Consider the following 17598-nt stretch of genomic DNA (forward strand, 5'->3'; position numbering starts at 1 on the left):
GTCGACGGAGGGAAGTCAAGCGACTCGGGGAGGTCCGCTTGATGGCGGGGTTTGCCGCCGGTTGCCGATGGCGGTTAGACAGGTATGCATTACGACGGCGCAAATTGTTCATACTTCGGACCCAACGTTTTGGGGACTCACTTTCTACCACTTGGAGGCCTATGATGATCGAGGTTAGTGTCATGTACGCAAACACGCCTGACGCCCGCTTCGACCACGAGTACTACCGCGACAGGCATATGCCATTGCTGAAGAAGTGCATGGGCGAAGCGTGTTTGTACTACACCGTTGATAAAGGACTTGCAGGCGGTTCACCCGGCGAACCAGCAACCTACGTTGCCATGTGCCACTTCTTCTGCGACTCGGTCGAGTCTTTTCAAACAGATGTCGGGCCGCACGCGAAAGAGATCTTCGGTGACATACCCAACTACACTGACTTGGTGCCAACGCTTCAGATAAGCGAAGTTGTAGTAGAGCGGGCTTGACAGGAACGGCCGATACGTTCCGAACGGTTCTGTCGCGGTAAGGATCTCGGGGGGCGCCGCTGCAAATAGCGTGGTCGAAATGGCTACATTCGCGGACTGGGCGAATTTGGGCGCCGACGGTGGGAAAATTTGAGAGTCTGGAGAAATTGATGGCGGGGCGCCCCTCTGATCGCGAGGTGATCATCCGGTGTGTTTGCTGGCCCCGACATCGCGCCACGCTTCTCCAGCACTTTCGCATCGGGTAGAACGCAATCAACATGTCAGTTGAGCGCCCGGTGCCGACAGGGTCTCGGCGTATGTGTTGACAGGTTTATTTCCACTCCGAACTAAATAAACTCGCCAATTCACATAAGCGCGCATTAATTTTATCAAGCGCGTCAGAGACTTCGAATTTTCTCCGGAAATTACTGATCGTATGGACAATACTATGATTGTATATTGCCATCGTCGTCCGTCAGCGAACACCAGATACGCACCCGTTCAAGCTGCGACTTTCCGTTCCGCCCCGAGCGGCAATTCAGGCATGTCAAGATCAGACTGCGGCACAGCGCCAAGCTGGCGATGTACGTCATGCGTCACGAAACCCTGTTCGCGGCTCGGCACATCGAACCAATTCCGGTGGGCAAACGAATCGCGGATGTCTTCGAGACCGCTTTCCCAATGCTCTTGCATCGTGTCGACGCTGAACTCATAGTCTTTGTAATGCCCCTCGTAAGGCTTGTTCTTGTAGATGAGGTGCACCACATTGATCGCGCTGCCGTCGGCTTCTTCTTCAGCGAGACGGAATAGCGGATCGGCCCTGCGAAGATCGGGAGGGACATGTGAGAGCAGTTCCTTGATGAAGCGCGCATGCTTCTGACGATCCGCCAGCATGCCGGTAATCGCCCGCGTACGGCTCGAGTACTGAATGTCTTTGGCACGCTCGGACACGTCGAGAAAGTCCCCCGGCGCATTGCCTCTCGCGCTCCATAGATCGACCTGAAAAACGAGTGCATCCTTGTGGTCGGCATCGCGGAGCACTTCGGTTAGCGGCGTGTTGGAAACGAGGCCGCCATCCCAGTAATACTCGCCGTCGATCTCCACCGCCGGAAAACCTGGCGGCAGCGCCCCTGACGCCATGAAATGCTCCGGGTGCAGACGCATCTTCGTGTTGTCGAAGTACACCAGGTTACCGGTCTGCACGTTCACCGCGCCCACAGAAACGCGGATGTCGCCATCGTTGATACGGTCGAGATCGGAGAACTTCAACAGCGTTTCCCTCAGGGCGGCCGTGTCGTAGTAGCTGACCATGTTGGGGCTTTGCTTGCCGAAACCTGCCATTGGAAACTGGGAGCGCGGCGAGAAAAAACCCGGCTGACCCTCTGTCAACGCGCGGCTGGCTGCCCACAAACTTGCCCACTTGCGCGACAGGTCCTGCACGCCGAAACCGGGCGGCATCCATGCACCCAGACTACCTACCCAGTCGAGCGGATGGCAGATCGAATTCCAGAAACCTCGTAACGCTTCCACACGGTTTTCCGGCGCATTGCCCGCGATGATGGCGGTGTTCAGAGCGCCGATCGACACGCCGGCGATCCAGTTCGGTTGCACACCGGCCTCGGCCAGGCCTTCGTAGACGCCGGCCTGGTAAGACCCGAGTGCGCCGCCGCCCTGAAGCACCAGGGCGATCTCGTCGTAGCGCGGCAGCGCAAACACATCCGACTGCCCGTTGATTTTTTTTGTGCTGCTGCGCATACGAGACCCCTTATTGCATTGCCCAGCCGTGGCTGACGATCACCGACTGCCCGGTGAGCGCGGACGATTCGAAGCCCGCAAGGAACGCAACCGTATTGGCGACGTCCTCGACCGTGGTGAATTCACCGTCGACGGTTTCCCTGAGCATCACGTTCTTCACGACGTCGGCTTCGGAGATACCGAGCGCCTTCGCCTGCTCGGGAATCTGCTTGTCGACGAGCGGGGTATGCACAAAGCCCGGACACACCACGTTTGCCCGCACGCCGCGCGGGCCGCCTTCCTTCGCCACCACCCGGGCCAGTCCCAGCAAGCCATGCTTGGCCGTCACATAGGCAGACTTCAACTTCGACGCCTCGTGCGAATGTACCGAACCCATGTAGACGATCGAGCCGCCCTTGCCGCCGGCGTACATGTGCTTGATCACAGCCTTCGTCGTGAGGAAGGCGCCGTCCAGATGGATCGCCAGCATTTTCTTCCAGTCGGAAAAGGCATAGTCCTCGATGGGAGCGACGATCTGGATACCTGCGTTCGACACGAGCACTTCGATGCTGCCCAACTCCTTCACCGCGCGTTCGATGCCGTTATTGACGGCTTCCTCGCTGGTGACATCCATTGCGACTGCCAGCGCCTTGCCGCCCGCCGCGACGATGCTGCTGGCCACTTTCTGCGCGTTCTCGAGATTCAGGTCGGCAATCACCACTGCGGCACCGAGGCTAGCGAGTTTGCGTGCGCACTGCTCACCGATACCGCTTGCTGCGCCCGTCACGAGCGCGACTTTATTGTTCAACGACATGTTGCTTTCCTTTCCTAACGGTTCACGGAGCGTTATTGATTGACCGCAAGCTTGACGCTCTCGGTCGAAGCCAGATAATCGAGCGCAACCTCGCCGATATCCAGCGTGAGATTGGCAATCACATGACGCGCGCCGACCACCCGCTTCACCGGCAGATCGGCGATGGGCGCCAACGCGTGCGGATGCAGTTCGAGCGCAGCGGGACCCGACCACGCGCCCAGCACGCTCACGTCGCGCAGATAGAAACGCACGAGCTCGCACACGCGCGGCGAACCGTCAACGTGCGGGATCACTTTCAGCAGGTAATTCGGTGTGTCCGCAAGCTCCTTGCGTTCAGCCTCGATGTCGAGTGACACATGCTTGAAGCCCATCGTGCCGGTTGCGATACGTTGTGTGCCGTAATCGAGTGTGCCGAGCAGCGTGTCGTTGCCGTCGACGCTCAAGGTCGGCCTGGCCAGCTTCTTCGGAAAGCCCCAGATTTCCCGGCCGCCGGCGATTGGACCTTCGTCATCGAGGTACATCGAATGCGTGTAGTTACCGAGGCGCCCTTGCTGGTCTCGCACCGAGATGACCTGACCGCTTTCGGTGTAGTCACCAAAGCCCGACGAATCTGGCATGCGAATGAATTCGTAATGGACGAGATCGTTTTCCGGATGCAGCGGCTCAGGCACGATGGCGCGCAGAGCATCGAAATCGGTCTCGTATGAAATGATGAAGTATTCCCGATTGATAAAGCGGTACGGCGGCCGTGGATAGGCCGGATTGTGAACAGGCATCGCAAAGGCGTCTTTGCGGATCGAAGCGAGATTCATAACAGTCCTCTATGACAGGTGGCGCATGTAGACCCGGTGCAATGGTAGAGGCAACGCCGATGCAGTAGGAGCCACCATTTATCAAAAGACAGTTAACCAGACTGCAACGCTTCGGCTGGAACCTCTGTCAAGGTCACGGTGTCGTACGCGCTACCGGAATCGCCAGAAAGATCAACGCAGCCGCGGCTGAATCGTTCCTCGGCGGGCGCGCTTCGCCCGGGGGCAGTTGTTGATGTCCGTTAATTTCGCTAGCGCGTTTAACGTGTCCTTTAATTCCGCTAAGGCGGCTGTTGAGCGGCGCAACAGGTAAACAGGGGCAAGGCAGGGGCGAGCGGAAATATCATCCGTCGTCCATGCAAGCATACGATGCCGCTGGCCTATGGGCGCAGACGAAAAGCGGCGCACTGGAGCACTTTGAGTGTTATTCGATGGACTTCTACGTTCCACAGTCGATGTCCGGAACCGCACTCCCGCACAGCGTCATCGTCGTCCATGCTAGACGGTGAGTGCGTGTCGGCCATCAACACGCGCGCTAGCGGAAATGGCGGACATCAATTAGCGCCTCTGTGGACACGGCTAGCGCAATTAACGAACTTCAACAGGTAGCGTGTCCCCGGACAACCTTAGCGACTCATTTCTAGCCCACTGCCAGGGCTGCCTCATGGGAACATTCAGCGGGCATTGCCTACAGAGCAGGTGGTGACATCGTCGATCGGCTGGCTGGAGCGCATCAAAACTATGGGGACTTCTCCGCCGTACACGGTGTCGTAGGCAAATTGACAAATATGCTGTCGAAAGGGCGCCACTTTATCGCCGGTCCAGGAGCTAACAGCAACAAGCTTGCAACTTCGTTCATTAAAAGTGAGCGCGGCGGTCATTTTGGTCCGTGTGTTTTATCCATAAACTCTGAAGGCGTTGTATTGAATTTCTCAACCTTGAGGCGGGGTAGGAAATTGCAGCGAGCGCGGTCGTCACCAAACCGATCGCTTCTGCGGCCGCACGAAATATTCGCGCGAGCGAGCGCAGTCTGAAGACCCTATTTAGACGCTCCCGATCTAACACATCTTGGCAGATTGTTACAAAGCTATATAACGGGTGCCTTTTCTTAATCGTGCCTTATTTGTCTGAGGGGGGCGCCTCGTCTGACGGACGCCGTGCAACCGACGTCCTGCACGTCGGAGGACTCGGTGAACTGTTGATCCGAGGCGTTCAGATTCACGGGAGCGGTATCGAGGATCACGCCTCAACCCCGCCATTGGGGGGCGAGAGTTTTATAGAACAGTGGCGCGAGCAGGAGCGTCCTGCAAGCGGACCCTGCTCGTTGGTTCCAATACAAGTCGGAACTGACACCGTTACGTCCACTTCACACAAGCAAAAAAACACAACGGAGTTATCAAATGTTCGAGCTTGACTACCAGCATGCTGGCGCCATCGCAATACTGACGCTGAAACGACCGCCTGCAAACGCTTTCACTCCGGACGGTCTGTTCGCACTGCAGGAAACCGTAGAGAGGTTGAACTCCGACCCGCGCGTACGCTCGCTCGTGATAACTGGAGATGGACCTAAGTTCTTTAGTGCGGGTGCCGATCTCAATGCCTTTTCTGACGGAAGTCTCGAGATCGCGCGAACGGTTGCGACACGATTTGGCAGGGCGTTCGAGGCGTTGCAGAATGCTCGGATGGTAGTGATTGCGGCCATCAACGGCTATGCGATGGGCGGGGGTCTTGAATGCGCCCTGGCGAGCGACATTCGAATAGCGGAAGAACACGTGGTCCTTGCCCTTCCTGAAACCGCTGTCGGTTTGCTCCCATCCGGATGCGGTACCCAGACGCTACCGTGGCTAGTTGGCGAGGGCTGGGCCAAGCGGCTAATACTAACCGGCGAGCGAATCAATGCCGCCACCGCTCTTCGTATCGGCCTTGTCGAAGAAGTGGTAGGGAAGGGTGCGGCGTTGGAGAGCGCGCTGACGATGGCCCTGCGCGTAGTGAACCTCAGTCCGCAAGCGGTCGAATACAGCAAGAGGTTGATTCATCAGGCGCGCAATGGCATTCCGCGTGCTCCGGCACTCGCGGTAGAGCGCGAACGCTTCGTTGATCTATTTGACCACCCAGATCAGCGTGAGGGTGTGAACGCCTTTCTTGAAAAGCGTCGGCCAAAATGGACTTTCTCAGAGTTTCAGGAGGGGCAGTCGTGAGGACGACTCGAAGTACATTTGCATATGACGAACCATATATTCTGTTTCATGTTGTAAACAGAGGGCGGTCATTTCGCTAAACCACTCAATTTTGCCGGCGCCTTTCGGGGGCGCTGGTGGAGATTTCCGCGAGCTCTATACGTCCGACCGCCAGAAGGAGATCGGGCGACAGTTGAAGGATGAAGCGGGGCGTCTTGAAAAGCATCTCGCTCGTGCCGCTGCAATGCGGCCCAAACCCAAAACGAAGCTGCATAGATTACGCTGAACAGCCCGTTGAGCCGTTTTAGCCCGTCAGTCACCAGCAGCCTGCTAGGCGAGCAACCAGGCTTGAGCCGCGTAGAGGCTACGGGCAACTGAACGGCCTGTCTCGACACCAACCTTTTCACGTCGCACGTTCGCCAGACACTCGAATCCCGGTGCATGCAGCGCGTTAAACGACCTCTTGGTCGTGTTGCGGGTTACTAAGGGCGAACTATTTATTCTTGGTCGAAAAATTTATATCTCATTTTTATTGCAACCTCGACAGTGGTCAGCCCACGGAATCGGACTTTTCATTGATCGAACTTCAGAATCTCGAGGCTCAATAAGTTCGATATCAATTGCCAAAATACATGTTGCAAAAACTGGCCGGTCCGTCGCACCCAGGCACGTTTTGAACGGCGGTTCGACCGACGTTATAGCCGCTCCGGATGACTACCGCGGATCGATGGTTTTGAGAGTCCCCAGCACCTGTGCTGTCTGCCGCTGTGGCATAGCTGGCCACTGGCGCTCCCGTTTCTGCTTGATAATCCGTCTGCGTTTGCGCCTGAGCTGCCCCAAGACCGGCAACAAGCAGTGCACCGATGACCACACTTTTACGCACTTGACTGTTCTTCATGACTTTCTCCATAGGCGGACCCTGTCCGTGAGAAGAAATTTACCAGTCAAGTTGCTTTGCAAAAATCACTGACTTGATAAAGGAGCGTTTCACCGGGAGAAGAAATCGGGTACTCCATCCTTCGATTTTTGCAAATCCTGGTATAAGAAAGTTTCAAATGATATAGCCAGTTATCTTCGCGCTGAGTACAAGATACGGGCTACTCGTCCCGGGCGTCGGCTATGTCAAAACCAACACCGGGAGCGAGTGTTCCGAAAGCAGCGACGCAATTCACGGGAAGTTTGCAAACCCGATTCAGCATGCTGCGTGTGTCCGATAGCCGGCATGATCCCGGAGCTGCACTGGAGGCTGGTGCCGTTGCCAGCAACGAGTACCCGTGCTCGTCAGGCGCACCGCGCGGTCAGGCCGCCGTCTACCACAAGGCTGGTGCCGGTGATGTACTTTGCCTCATCTGAAGCGAGAAAGAGCGCGGCGTAGGCGGTATCCCAACCGTCGCCCATCTTTCCCGTTGGCACCTGCTTGTTTCTCTTGTCAATCATTTCGCCGGTATCGCCGCCATACGTTTCCTTGAGCGGCTCCCTGATGAGCGGCGTATCCATGAAACCAGGCAGAACGCAGTTCGCCCGAATACCTTGGGATGCGTACTGAATAGCCATGTTTTGCGTCATGGCGAGAATCGCTGCCTTCGCAGCGCTATAAGCCAGATACGGGAACCCAATCCAGCGGGTGGCGGCGACCGATGCGATGTTCACAATCGAGCCGGAACCATGTTCGAGCATGTGCGGGATGACGTACTTGCACGTGAGATACACGCTCGACTGGTTGACGGCGATGACGCGGTTCCAGGCATCCTCGTCGGTTTCAACGGGACCGCCCACTTCGACGATGCCGACATTGTTGTGCAGTACGTCGATTCGGCCGAAATGCCTGATGCACTCGGCTGCCATAGCTTGAACGTCAGCGGAGTCAGCCACGTTAGCGCGAGCTGCGACGCACTTTCCTCCTTCCGACTTAATCTGTTCGGCAGTTTCCAGCGCTGCTGCGATTCGATAATCGACGGCGAGGACGCTTGCTCCTTCACGCGCGTACAACGCGGCTGCAGCCTTACCGTTACCCCAGCCGGGTCCGGATGAACCTGCGCCGGTGACGACTACTACCTTGCCCTTCATTCTGTCTGCCATCCTGTACCTCGTATCTTCCCGAAGAACTGCGACGACCCGGAACGGGACCGCTGCCGACTTAGGAGCTAATCAATTTGTCAGTAGTCTGAACGTAAGACTATTGGTCTTTTCCGTGGACTGTACGAATTACGCCGCTACGGCCAGGCAACGCCTGGGTAGTGGCGGCCGTCTCTATGCAAGTTTGATGCCGCAGACGGAGGACAACGCGGGATTCACCGTTGCGGCGGGCGTTCCGACCCGGCGGTGTCTGTCGTACAGGTGCCTGCGTTTCGCCGCGAAACGCGACATCTGTAGCGCACCGACGCGACAGCTGTCGCATGGGCCGCCACATCGCGCGCCGGGTTTCAGCTCCGCGCCCAGTTGCGCGGCGAGCGCGACGCAGGTCCCGGCATCAGCGTCGTCGATAACCGCTGAAGGTTTGATGCTATATTTGTTGGTGTCTGGCAGACGCGTGTTAGTACTTTTTTCTCACTAACCGATCTCGTTGTTCGCAGCGTCATAGGCAGCGATCTTGCTGCGATTAGAGGTGCGGAGCAGCCAGCGCCGCGGCCGGCAATCGAAGCGTTTTGCCTGGAGCAGGAAGTGTCTTACCGTCAGGCAAACGCCGTCATGTCGACGCACTTCGCGCCGGCATGACCAAATCAAGAAGGGAAATGGTCTAGGATGCCGCTTACCGATGGTGGGCCAACCAGAGGCCAGGGGTCAGATGTTCTTTCGCCAGAAGAGGTGCAGGGTGTTTTGTCCCGCACCCTAGCCAGCCCAGAGTTTCTGTCGTCTCCACGGATGGGCGCGTTTCTGAAATTCCTGGTCGAGGAATGGCTTGCCGGCCGTGACAGGTCGCTGAAGGAACTGAACATCGCGATGTCGGTCTTCGGCAAGGATTCGTCATTCGATCCGGGCAGCAATGCCATCGTTCGCGTGGAGGCTGGACGACTACGCCGCCTGCTAACCGACTATTCCCGTGGCTCCGGGATCGATGACCGGCATTTCCTTGAGATACCGAAGGGCAGCTATGTGCCATTCCTTCGGCTGGCACCAACACCAGAACGGCTGCCTCCCGGCTTGAGCCATGCGTCCCAACTTCCGGGCCGACATCACGTCACGGTGATTGCCTGCAGAATTGCTGGAAGTTTTTCCAATCGATCGATTGATTCCGGTCGAATACACGATGACTTTCTTGTCTTTCGAAGGTTATTTGCAAAGATCACCGAAAAATACGGCGGAAGAGTTGCGGAGGAGGCTGGCGATCGATTCGTCAGCTATTTCGGCTGGCCGAGATCCCTGGAAAATGCCGCATATCTTGCCGTCGCTGCGGCAAGAGAATTGGTTCTCGGGGAAATTGACTCGCCCAGAGATGAATCCGTCGCCGGGCATGAGCAGACCCTCGACGATGTCGCGATAAAGGTCGGGGTGGCAACCGGCTGGGCGATCAGCGGTACGCGAAACTCCGATTCGGGGACACCCGTTCCGGCATTGTTGGGAGACGTATTGGCTGACGCCACGGCAATTTCTTACTGTGCCTCGGCCGGGAGCGTATTTCTGTCCGAAGCTACCTATCGGGTCTTGCGCCATTATTGCCGCGCCGAATTGCCCTGCTGCCGCCTTGCGTCCGGCGAGACCGTCTGGCGACTTGAGGAATTGGGGATCCCCTCCGAGTCCACCGAGGGCGTGCCGCTAGTCGGGCGCCGCCACGAACTCAACCTTCTGTTCGGACGTTGGTCTCTGGTCGAGGGCAAAGAGGGGCAAGTCGTCGTCATCAGCGGCGAACCGGGGATCGGCAAGTCGCGTCTGATCAACGATCTGTGGGCGTCCATCCGGCAAAATGGGGGGCGGCGCATGCTTCTCAGGGCCTTGCCGCTCTATTCGAGGAGCGCCTTGTCGCCTGTGCGGGACGCAATATCCGAATTGGCAGGGATCGTGCGTACGGATGGCGGCGAACAAATCAACGCCAAACTCCTCGCGCTGGCGATAACACCGGCCGAGTCCGAGCCCTCGGGTGTAGCGATGCTCGGCTCGCTGTTCGGCCTGGCGTTGCCGGACGCGCTGGAAGCCATGCCGGCGAGCCGTCGCAAGGAAGCGATTTTTGCAATGCTTGTTAGGGTGATTTTCACCGCGGCGCGCAAGGCCCCCCTGCTGCTAGTCGTCGAGGATGTTCATTGGCTCGACCCCTCTACGACCGAACTGATTCATTTGATCGCCCGCGGCCTCCAGGCCCAACCAATCATGCTGGCAGTGACCTCGCGGCCGGGCAACGATCAGTGGCGTCGTTTGCCGCGCGCCACGGTCCTGGAACTGGCGCCACTAGGAACGGCTGACGTCGAACAAATGATAGACGAAGTCACCGGCTCCATAAGGCTGTCGGCGGAACAGCGCAAACTCGTGGTCGAAAAGACCGAAGGCATTCCCCTATTTGTCGAAGAATTTGCAAGAACCCTTTGCGACATGCCTGAGTTCCGCGGACGACTTCCTGAACGATTGATTGACCTTCTGATGGCAAGACTGGACCGGCTGGGCGACAACAAATTCATTGCGCAAGTTGCGGCGGCGATCGGTCGGGAATTCCGCAGTGATCTTGTGGCCGCTGTAGCGGAAGTGCCGGAAGCCGCCCTCGGCAAGGCCATGCAGACTCTGGTCGAGGAGGGCGTGATTCTTCCGGGCGGGGAGAGCGGGACAGGAATAGGGTGCTTCCGCCACATCCTGTTTCGCGACGCAGCCTATGAATCGATGCTACTCGAGCAACGCCGCCAGATTCATCAGCGGATCGCCCGACTGTTGGCAGGACAAACCGGCTTCGAGCCGCGCGCCGAAATCATCGCCGACCATCTCGTCAAGGCGGGTCTGGCAGAAGAATCGGCGACCCGGTGGCTGGAGGCAGGAAAGCGGGCCGCGAGAGATTTCGCCAATGAGGAGGCGACCGGCCATTTTCGCGCAGGCCTCGCGGCGCTCAACGGACCTGCGCTCACCGCCGCAAACAAGAGGCACAGGCTCGAATTGCTCACGGAACTGGGCGTCGTTGTTCGGGTTGCCAAGGGTTACGGAGCGCTTGAGTTATTTCCTATTTACGAAGAGGCTAAAACGCTCTGTGCACAGATTCATAGTCCCGATCAGGAAGCAGCGACCTTTGCCGGGCTTTGGGCCTATTTCTGCGCGCGCGGAGACTGGGCGGAATCGGCTGCGATTGCCGCCGAGGTTGCCCACCGAGCCAAGGAAGCGCGCCATCGCGACCTGCTTCTTGAAGCCCGCAGGCTGTTCGGTACGAGCGCCCTGTTTCAAGGACGACTGTCAGAGGCAAGGCGCTGGTACGACAAAGTTCTGCGTCACTATGACTTGGCGCGTTACAGGCCTTCCTACGGCTATGACGCGGGAGCCACTGCCGCCGTTTACAGTGCATGGGCGTTATTCCTGCAAGGCGACGACAAAGCGGCCCTGACGCGAGCGGATTTAGCCTGGTCGATCGCTCGGTCGCAAAAGCACGCGCCAACACAGGCGGTCGTCCTGGGTTGGCGTTCAGTGTTGGACATTCTCCGCAGCGAAACCAAAGATGGGCGTGAACATGGCGAACTATTGAGGGAACTCAGCGAAACACATGGTTTTAACCATTGGAGTCCATTGGCAGAACTCGTCCTGGCCTGGAGCGAGACCATGGCCGGCTTGCGGCCTCTTGACTATGATGCCATGAGCCGGAATGTCGCCGATTTTTGCCGTGGTTGGGGTGGCTTCCTTTCTCCCTTCCTCTGGATGACGGTTTCCCAATGCTGCGCGCTGGGTAACCGCAACGATCTGGCGCTGGGCGCTCTTATCCAGGCCGAAGACTTTGTCCGCTCCCATAGCGAACATATTTGGGATGCCGAAATCCTTCGATGTCGAGGCGAGTTGACATTGAAAGAGGAGGGTTCCGACGGGAAGGCCCTCGCAGCCGGCTATTTCAACCACGCCGTCGCCCTGGCAGCATCGCAGGGCTCCGCTATATTCGAGCAGCGCGCGCAAAAGAGCCTGGCCGCCCTGACGTAATATGGCGCTATTCGACCGCCTTAAGCTCGGAAGGGCTGCCCCATAGCACCTGTCCGACCGTTCCGACGGACATCATTTTCTCGATATCTGCCGCGCCGTAGCCCAGTTCCTGGAGAATTTCCTGCGCGTTGGCCCCCGGTGCCGGAGCAGCCGCGAGTTCTGGCAAAGGCGAGCCATCGAAATGGAACCATGTCTGACGCAGATTGAAGGCAGGAAGATCCCCGGAGGAGGTCTTGAAGGCAACGTCCGCAGACGGGTTTTCTCGATGTCGAGCCTTGAGTTCGGCGATCGATTGCACCGGTGCCGCGATGATTCCGGCGGACTTGGCGGCGGTCAGTGCTTCCGGCACGGTTAGTTCGGAAATGCCGGGGATATCGGCATCGGCCGGCTCGACGCAAATCCAGCCGTCCTTGACCTTCCGCAAGCAGTTTGCCGTTCCGACCGGTGCGGGCGTTACCTGGAACGAAGCCTGAATGAAACTCGCGGCGCTGGCGAGGGACGTGTCGACCCAGTCGCCGCCCCTTTCAGGACGCCGTTCGCGGGCGAAGAGAGCGACGATCGCTCCGAAGGCCGCAATGTACCCGGTAAGATAGTCGACGCAGGAAGCTAGCCCGTGCAACTCGGGCGCATCGGAAGAGCCGAATCTGGTCATGATTCCGGTCGCGGCCTGCAAGAGCGGGTCGTACCCAGGGTAGTCGTCGTGACTGCCCGGCCGTTCGCCTTTGAAGGCGCTCAATTGGACGGCAATGGCATCGGGATTGAGCCGCGCGAGACCGGCCCGATCGAGACCCAACCGCTTCATGACCGGGTCGAGTTTATTGAACACGACCAAATCAGCCTGTGCAACCAACCGTCTGAGGATCTCTCGCCCGTCTTCCTGCCGCAGATTGAGGAGAATGCTTCGCTTTCCTTGGGAGAGCTCGCCCGGCCAGACCACGGTTACCGCTGGCGCATGCTCGGGCTGTGTGGAGTCCACTTTGATGACCTCGGCGCCGAGTTCAGCCAGCATCCGGCCGCAAGCCGGCCCGGCAATGACGTTGGCGAGATCGACGACGCGCATGCCGGCCAGGGGCGCTGCCAATTTTGCCGCTTCCTTTGCGGTCGCCGACTGTGAAGCAGGCAATGAAGTCTTCCCGGTCGTGCCGATGTGGAGAGCCGGATAGGGTTTGGCGGAAGCCAGCCGAACGGCACGCCCAAGCTGCGGCCAGTCGCAACCGCCAACTGTCTCGACGATTCCGGACTGCCTTGCATGATCTGACGCGCGCCATTCGTCGAAATCGCGAACCATCGCGCAGGGAATGTTGGCCTCGCCAAGGATGCGTTCCCACTCCTCGGCCGGCTTGCGGGCGACGGCGGCAGCAATCAGTTCAGCCAATTTGGCGCGAAGCGGCAAACGCAGATTTTGCGCCACGGCAATATTGTGGTCGGCGTATTCGGCGTTGGATGAATCATAGATCGGGAGGTCGACCACCCCCAAGGCCTGCATGTCCTCCCAGATCCCTAGCGTCTCAAGCAGTCGCCGAGCGTAATCACGATGAATGACGCTGAGAAACATGACTTGGCGATCGTCGGCGGCAGGATAGCAGGCAAACAAGGGGTTCATCTGGCGTTTGAGCCATTCGAAATAGGCCTTGTCGGCACGAGCCTTCCCGACATGCGCAGCCAGTTCGGGAGGCAGCGAAATAATAGGTCCTGTCTTCAGATGCTCAGGAATGCCCCCAACCTCCAGCGCCAGCGCGCCGACCGAAGACAGGCCGGCAGCCAGACGCGAAATGACGATATCCCGGCCGGCATCGGACCGGAGGCGGTCCATCAGAGCCGCTCCGACTGCCGTCGCACCGAGGACGCCGGCATAGACCGAGCACAGCGGCACGGGGGTGTAGAGGACGTTGTCGCCGAGCAGACTTCGGGTCATCGCCAGATCGGTATAGAAGCCCGAGACCGCCTTGAGGATGTCGTCACCAACCTCGTCCGGGAAAGGATAGGCGGTTTCACCGGGAAGGACGGCTGTAATGGCGAGACGAATTTGCTCGTGAATTCTTTCGCCATTATCGGTGCCGTCGCGGATCACCACGTCGGCCCCCGCCGAGCAAGCCGGTTCTGCACCGGCATGAATATGCTTGCCGCGGTCCAGATACGCATCTAGGGGCGCGGGCTCGCCGCCTTCGCGGCAAACGATTACGGTTGCACCTTGATCCGCCAGCAGCAGGCCCGCCAACCGGCCTGCCATTCCAGTGCTGCATTCGACGACCGAGATTCCCGACAAAGGCAAAAGCGACATTTATTCCTCCCATCCTGCAACTATGTAAACCTTGGAGAATTATCTGCTCTAGCTGTTCTCGGCGAAACGTTTGTTACGGTAACATACGTCGCAGAACGTGGTGTTTTTCCATAAAATTCAATAGGTTAGGAGGGGCGATAAAATAATCGCCGCCTTGATGTCCAAATGGTCGCCCGCCTTCGAAATTTGCGGCAGCCACTCGATCGAATAATCGGGTACTTCGAACACGGAGTCATCGGCCCGTGCGTGCCCAGGTAACCACGAGCCTCTCGCTGACCGAGTACCCTCCCTCCCGCGTGAGAGCAACTTTATTCCCTGGCAGTGCTGCCGAATAGTTCGGATACTCCCTCCTTACGCTGATTAGCGTAAGCACTAGCCGATGCACGGTCGGTTCGTTGAGGTCGGTGTCGCGCATGAGTTGCGGGAGACTGATGCCAGCGCCGAGCGTTCCTGCCACCGCTCACAACAGGCGCAGGGCGCGTCATACGGCCTGCGCTCCAGGCGCAGTCTCCATCACGACGCCACCAGTTCAGATTTTAGGTCGCCGATTCTGGCACGACTCATGATGCCGAAACCCGACGACGTGGTTACTGTTGACTCGGCACTATTGCAGGATCCGCCGCGTGTAGGCCGAAGCGTGGGAGATATACTGACAAGGTCGAGGTCACAGACACGGTGACGGTAGCGGCGCTCCGTTTTCTAGATCCGCGCGTCATCCGGTAACTGATTTTCTACTTGGGCAGCCGCGACTTCGCCTTTACGAGCCGGTCGTCTGATTAAGATCTCCGCGACTTGCCACGAGGCGAGCGCACAGCAGCCAAAGACTACTTCGCGCACACGCTTGACTAACGCCAGCGACAACGCCACTTCGCGGTCTACCCCAAACATTTGTGCGAGGAGAACGACAGCCGCCTCCTGCACACCCATACCTGCCGGAATAATGAAAGCCGCGTGTCGGACTGCCTGCGTGAGCGCTTCGATTGCGAGCGCGCCAGCTGGTGAGATTGAATGGCCAAGCATTGAAAGCGCCCAGTACGTCTCCAGCGCTCCGAGTGCATAGCCGGCAAATTGCCATAGAAAGCTGCGAATCAAAAGCCCGACACGTGACATCAACGCATCGATATCCGTATCAAGTTGTTTACAGTCGATAGCCTGAAGTAACGGATTTTCCGCTCCAAGCAAGCGCGCTGCCCAACGTTCTATTGCGCGAAAGACGCCCCCACGCCGAACTACGATGAAGACGACGGCGGGTAGTGGCAATGAGAGCACCACGGCTAACGCAATGGGCCCGAGTGAATTCTTCATCTCAGTGCACGCGAGGATGAGGACCAGACCAATAGCCGAAAACGCATACTGCACCATCATTGTCACGAGCACTTCGACGATCACCGACGCACTGACGCTGCTCAGGTTATGTGCCTTCCAGTTCGCAAGGCGGATGCCCACGATTTCGCCGCCAATGCTAGCTACCGGTAACAGGCGGCTGACCGCCTCACGCACCGTCGCAATCCACCAAAGGAAGAGAAGTGACGTGGACTTACCTAGGAGGGTCCTCCAGCCGCAGGCGTCTAGTAGCAGCGGAAGAGCGTGTAGCGGTATCAGCCAAAGGATGGTCGGACCGGCGCGCCGGATCGTGTTTAGAACGTCGCCGCCGTCATGCAATACAAGGTAAAGAAGTAGTCCGATGCCAGCCGGTAGTCCCACCCGTTGCAGCCATTTCATCGCGCACGGTTCCCGCAAGCAATTTCAGCGAAGCCAGTACAAATCGCACCGGAAGCCGAAATGGCTTTCATCACACGCGGCGATGTCAATGCAGCGAATTCGTCGGCGTGCCGGTACGCGCTCATCGCTGGCGTCAGTTGACCATCATCGAGCAATGCTGGGTGGCTGTAGATTTCGCACACGCCCTCACGCATGCCGGATATCGCATCAAGTAGCACTGTCTCGTCCATGTTTCCCGTTTCGGATATGCCGACCACATAGTCGTTTCGTGCGATCCCCGCGCGATCGAGTTTCGCCCGTACGAGCGCTACCCAAGGTTTAATCCAAGCCGGGGAGTGTGCTTCGAACGGCAGGCGCACGGCGCGCATGCCGTATTCTGGCCCGATCTGGAGAATCAGCGACAGGACAGTGGGATGCAAATGGAAGTGCTTGTGAGTATTCACATGGTCGAGCGTGAGCCCAGTTCTGGCGAACGCGTCAAACTGGGCGCGAATTTCCGCCGCGAGCTGTCGACGGACATGCGGGAAGAAGTAGAAGCGGAAACCGTCACGCACCATGTTACGACCGAAGTGGCCTTGCTTATCGACCAAGGCCGGTATCGACTGGCGTAGGAGTGTGGCCGCCCCGTCGGCCAGCACAAGATGAAGACCGACGTGCAGGTCTGGCAGACGTCGCGCACGAGAAACGGCGTCGGGTGCAGCGGGCGCGCTCACCATTAGGCTCGCGGCGGTCAGTACGCCGTGCCGGTGGGCCTGTTCGACGGCCTCATTAACACGCATGTCCAAACCGAAATCATCAGCGGTTATGATCAGCGTGCGATGACCAGCGCGCGACCTCGTTAGCTCTCTCCTTGACATCACGCTTCGTGGGCCCGCAGAAACCGGAAGAATTCGACGCCTTCACGCAGGCGCCGTTTCATCATGTCCCAGCTCGTGAGCATCTCGCGCAGAATTTCCCAGATCTTCGACGGACGGAAATAGAAGCGCTTATAGAAGTTTTCGAGCTGGTGGTAAATCTCGTCGCGCGACAGATGCGGATAGCCGATCGCCGCGAGCTGCACCCCTGACTTGCTGACGAGGTTGATGACCTTGTTCTCTTCCAGCCAGCCGTTCTCGACCGCCTGGTTGTAGAGCGTCGTGCCGGGATAAGGCGCTGCGAGCGATACCTGAATCGTATGCGGATTGATTTCCTTCGCATACTCGATGGTCTTCTGGATCGTGTCCTGCGTCTCGCCGGGCAGCCCGAGAATAAAGGTGCCGTGAATCTTGATGCCGAGCTTGCGGCAATCTTCGCTGAAACGGCGCGCGATGTCGGTGCGCAGGCCCTTCTTGATGTTCAGCAGAATCTGGTCGTCGCCGGACTCGTAGCCCACCAGCAAGAGGCGCAGGCCGTTTTCCTTCATGATCTTCAGTGTGGCGTACGGCACGTTCGCCTTCGCGTTGCACGACCACGTCACGCCCAGCTTGCCGAGGCCGCGGGCGATTTCCTCGACGCGCGGCTTGAAGTC

The 17598-nt window shown here is 58.4% G+C and carries 14 protein-coding genes; 3 read left to right on the forward strand and 11 right to left on the reverse strand.

Annotated elements, in window-relative coordinates; genetic code table 11:
- Positions 1-164: 164 nt before the first annotated feature.
- Positions 165-485: an EthD family reductase gene (locus tag P3T22_RS02830; protein ID WP_429324171.1), complete on the forward strand. Its 321-nt coding sequence runs from the start codon at positions 165-167 to the stop codon at positions 483-485.
- Positions 486-965: 480 nt separating this feature from the next.
- Here P3T22_RS02830 and P3T22_RS02835 read toward each other — a convergent pair whose 3' ends face one another.
- The 4 genes from P3T22_RS02835 to P3T22_RS02850 all read right to left on the reverse strand — a co-directional run bounded on the left by P3T22_RS02835 (position 966) and on the right by P3T22_RS02850 (position 4702).
- Positions 966-2219 carry a DUF3734 domain-containing protein gene (locus tag P3T22_RS02835; RefSeq protein ID WP_063498554.1) on the reverse strand — a complete coding sequence of 418 codons (1254 nt, stop codon included), beginning with the start codon at positions 2217-2219 and terminating at the stop codon, positions 966-968.
- Positions 2220-2229: 10 nt separating this feature from the next.
- Positions 2230-3012 (reverse strand): 3-hydroxybutyrate dehydrogenase, encoded by a 783-nt coding sequence (locus P3T22_RS02840; protein WP_063498555.1) that lies wholly within the window; start codon positions 3010-3012, stop codon positions 2230-2232.
- Between the two features lie 32 nt (positions 3013-3044).
- Positions 3045-3824, reverse strand: a complete 780-nt coding sequence (locus tag P3T22_RS02845; RefSeq protein WP_429324152.1) for an acetoacetate decarboxylase — start codon at positions 3822-3824, stop codon at positions 3045-3047.
- 671 nt (positions 3825-4495) lie between these two features.
- Positions 4496-4702: a hypothetical protein gene (locus tag P3T22_RS02850; protein ID WP_148662281.1), complete on the reverse strand. Its 207-nt coding sequence runs from the start codon at positions 4700-4702 to the stop codon at positions 4496-4498.
- Between the two features lie 519 nt (positions 4703-5221).
- Here P3T22_RS02850 and P3T22_RS02855 point away from each other — a divergent pair.
- Positions 5222-6019 carry an enoyl-CoA hydratase gene (locus tag P3T22_RS02855; RefSeq protein ID WP_429324153.1) on the forward strand — a complete coding sequence of 266 codons (798 nt, stop codon included), beginning with the start codon at positions 5222-5224 and terminating at the stop codon, positions 6017-6019.
- A gap of 595 nt (positions 6020-6614) precedes the next feature.
- Here P3T22_RS02855 and P3T22_RS02860 read toward each other — a convergent pair.
- Both P3T22_RS02860 and P3T22_RS02865 read right to left on the reverse strand, forming a co-directional pair.
- Positions 6615-6896 carry a hypothetical protein gene (locus P3T22_RS02860; protein WP_148662282.1) on the reverse strand — a complete coding sequence of 94 codons (282 nt, stop codon included), beginning with the start codon at positions 6894-6896 and terminating at the stop codon, positions 6615-6617.
- A gap of 383 nt (positions 6897-7279) precedes the next feature.
- A complete protein-coding gene (locus tag P3T22_RS02865) occupies positions 7280-8077 on the reverse strand; it encodes an SDR family NAD(P)-dependent oxidoreductase (RefSeq protein ID WP_063498558.1) in 798 nt (265 codons plus the stop codon).
- A gap of 783 nt (positions 8078-8860) precedes the next feature.
- On the opposite strand from P3T22_RS02865, the gene P3T22_RS02870 reads away from it, so the two are divergent.
- A complete protein-coding gene (locus P3T22_RS02870; protein WP_429324154.1) occupies positions 8861-12088 on the forward strand; it encodes an ATP-binding protein in 3228 nt (1075 codons plus the stop codon).
- A gap of 7 nt (positions 12089-12095) precedes the next feature.
- Here the strand turns inward: P3T22_RS02870 and P3T22_RS02875 are convergent, their stop codons facing one another.
- From P3T22_RS02875 to P3T22_RS02895, 5 genes are all read right to left on the reverse strand, one after another.
- The gene (locus P3T22_RS02875) at positions 12096-14369 is read right to left on the reverse strand and encodes a CoA transferase (protein WP_429324155.1); all 2274 of its coding nucleotides are present in this window, start codon (positions 14367-14369) and stop codon (positions 12096-12098) included.
- A 232-nt stretch (positions 14370-14601) separates the two neighbouring features.
- A complete protein-coding gene (locus P3T22_RS02880; RefSeq protein ID WP_429324156.1) occupies positions 14602-14826 on the reverse strand; it encodes a helix-turn-helix domain-containing protein in 225 nt (74 codons plus the stop codon).
- A gap of 242 nt (positions 14827-15068) precedes the next feature.
- Positions 15069-16091: a lysylphosphatidylglycerol synthase domain-containing protein gene (locus P3T22_RS02885; RefSeq protein WP_063498561.1), complete on the reverse strand. Its 1023-nt coding sequence runs from the start codon at positions 16089-16091 to the stop codon at positions 15069-15071.
- A complete protein-coding gene (hpnK, locus tag P3T22_RS02890; RefSeq protein WP_429324157.1) occupies positions 16088-16948 on the reverse strand; it encodes a hopanoid biosynthesis-associated protein HpnK in 861 nt (286 codons plus the stop codon). Before hpnK ends, P3T22_RS02885 begins: the two co-directional genes overlap by 4 nt.
- A partial coding sequence (locus P3T22_RS02895) for a radical SAM protein (RefSeq protein ID WP_429324158.1) occupies positions 16948-17598 on the reverse strand: 651 nt, incomplete at its 5' end. The genes P3T22_RS02895 and hpnK, both read right to left, overlap by 1 nt.

Origin of the sequence: Paraburkholderia sp. GAS348 (assembly GCF_050434205.1) — a bacterium.
Classification (GTDB): Bacteria; Pseudomonadota; Gammaproteobacteria; order Burkholderiales; family Burkholderiaceae; genus Paraburkholderia.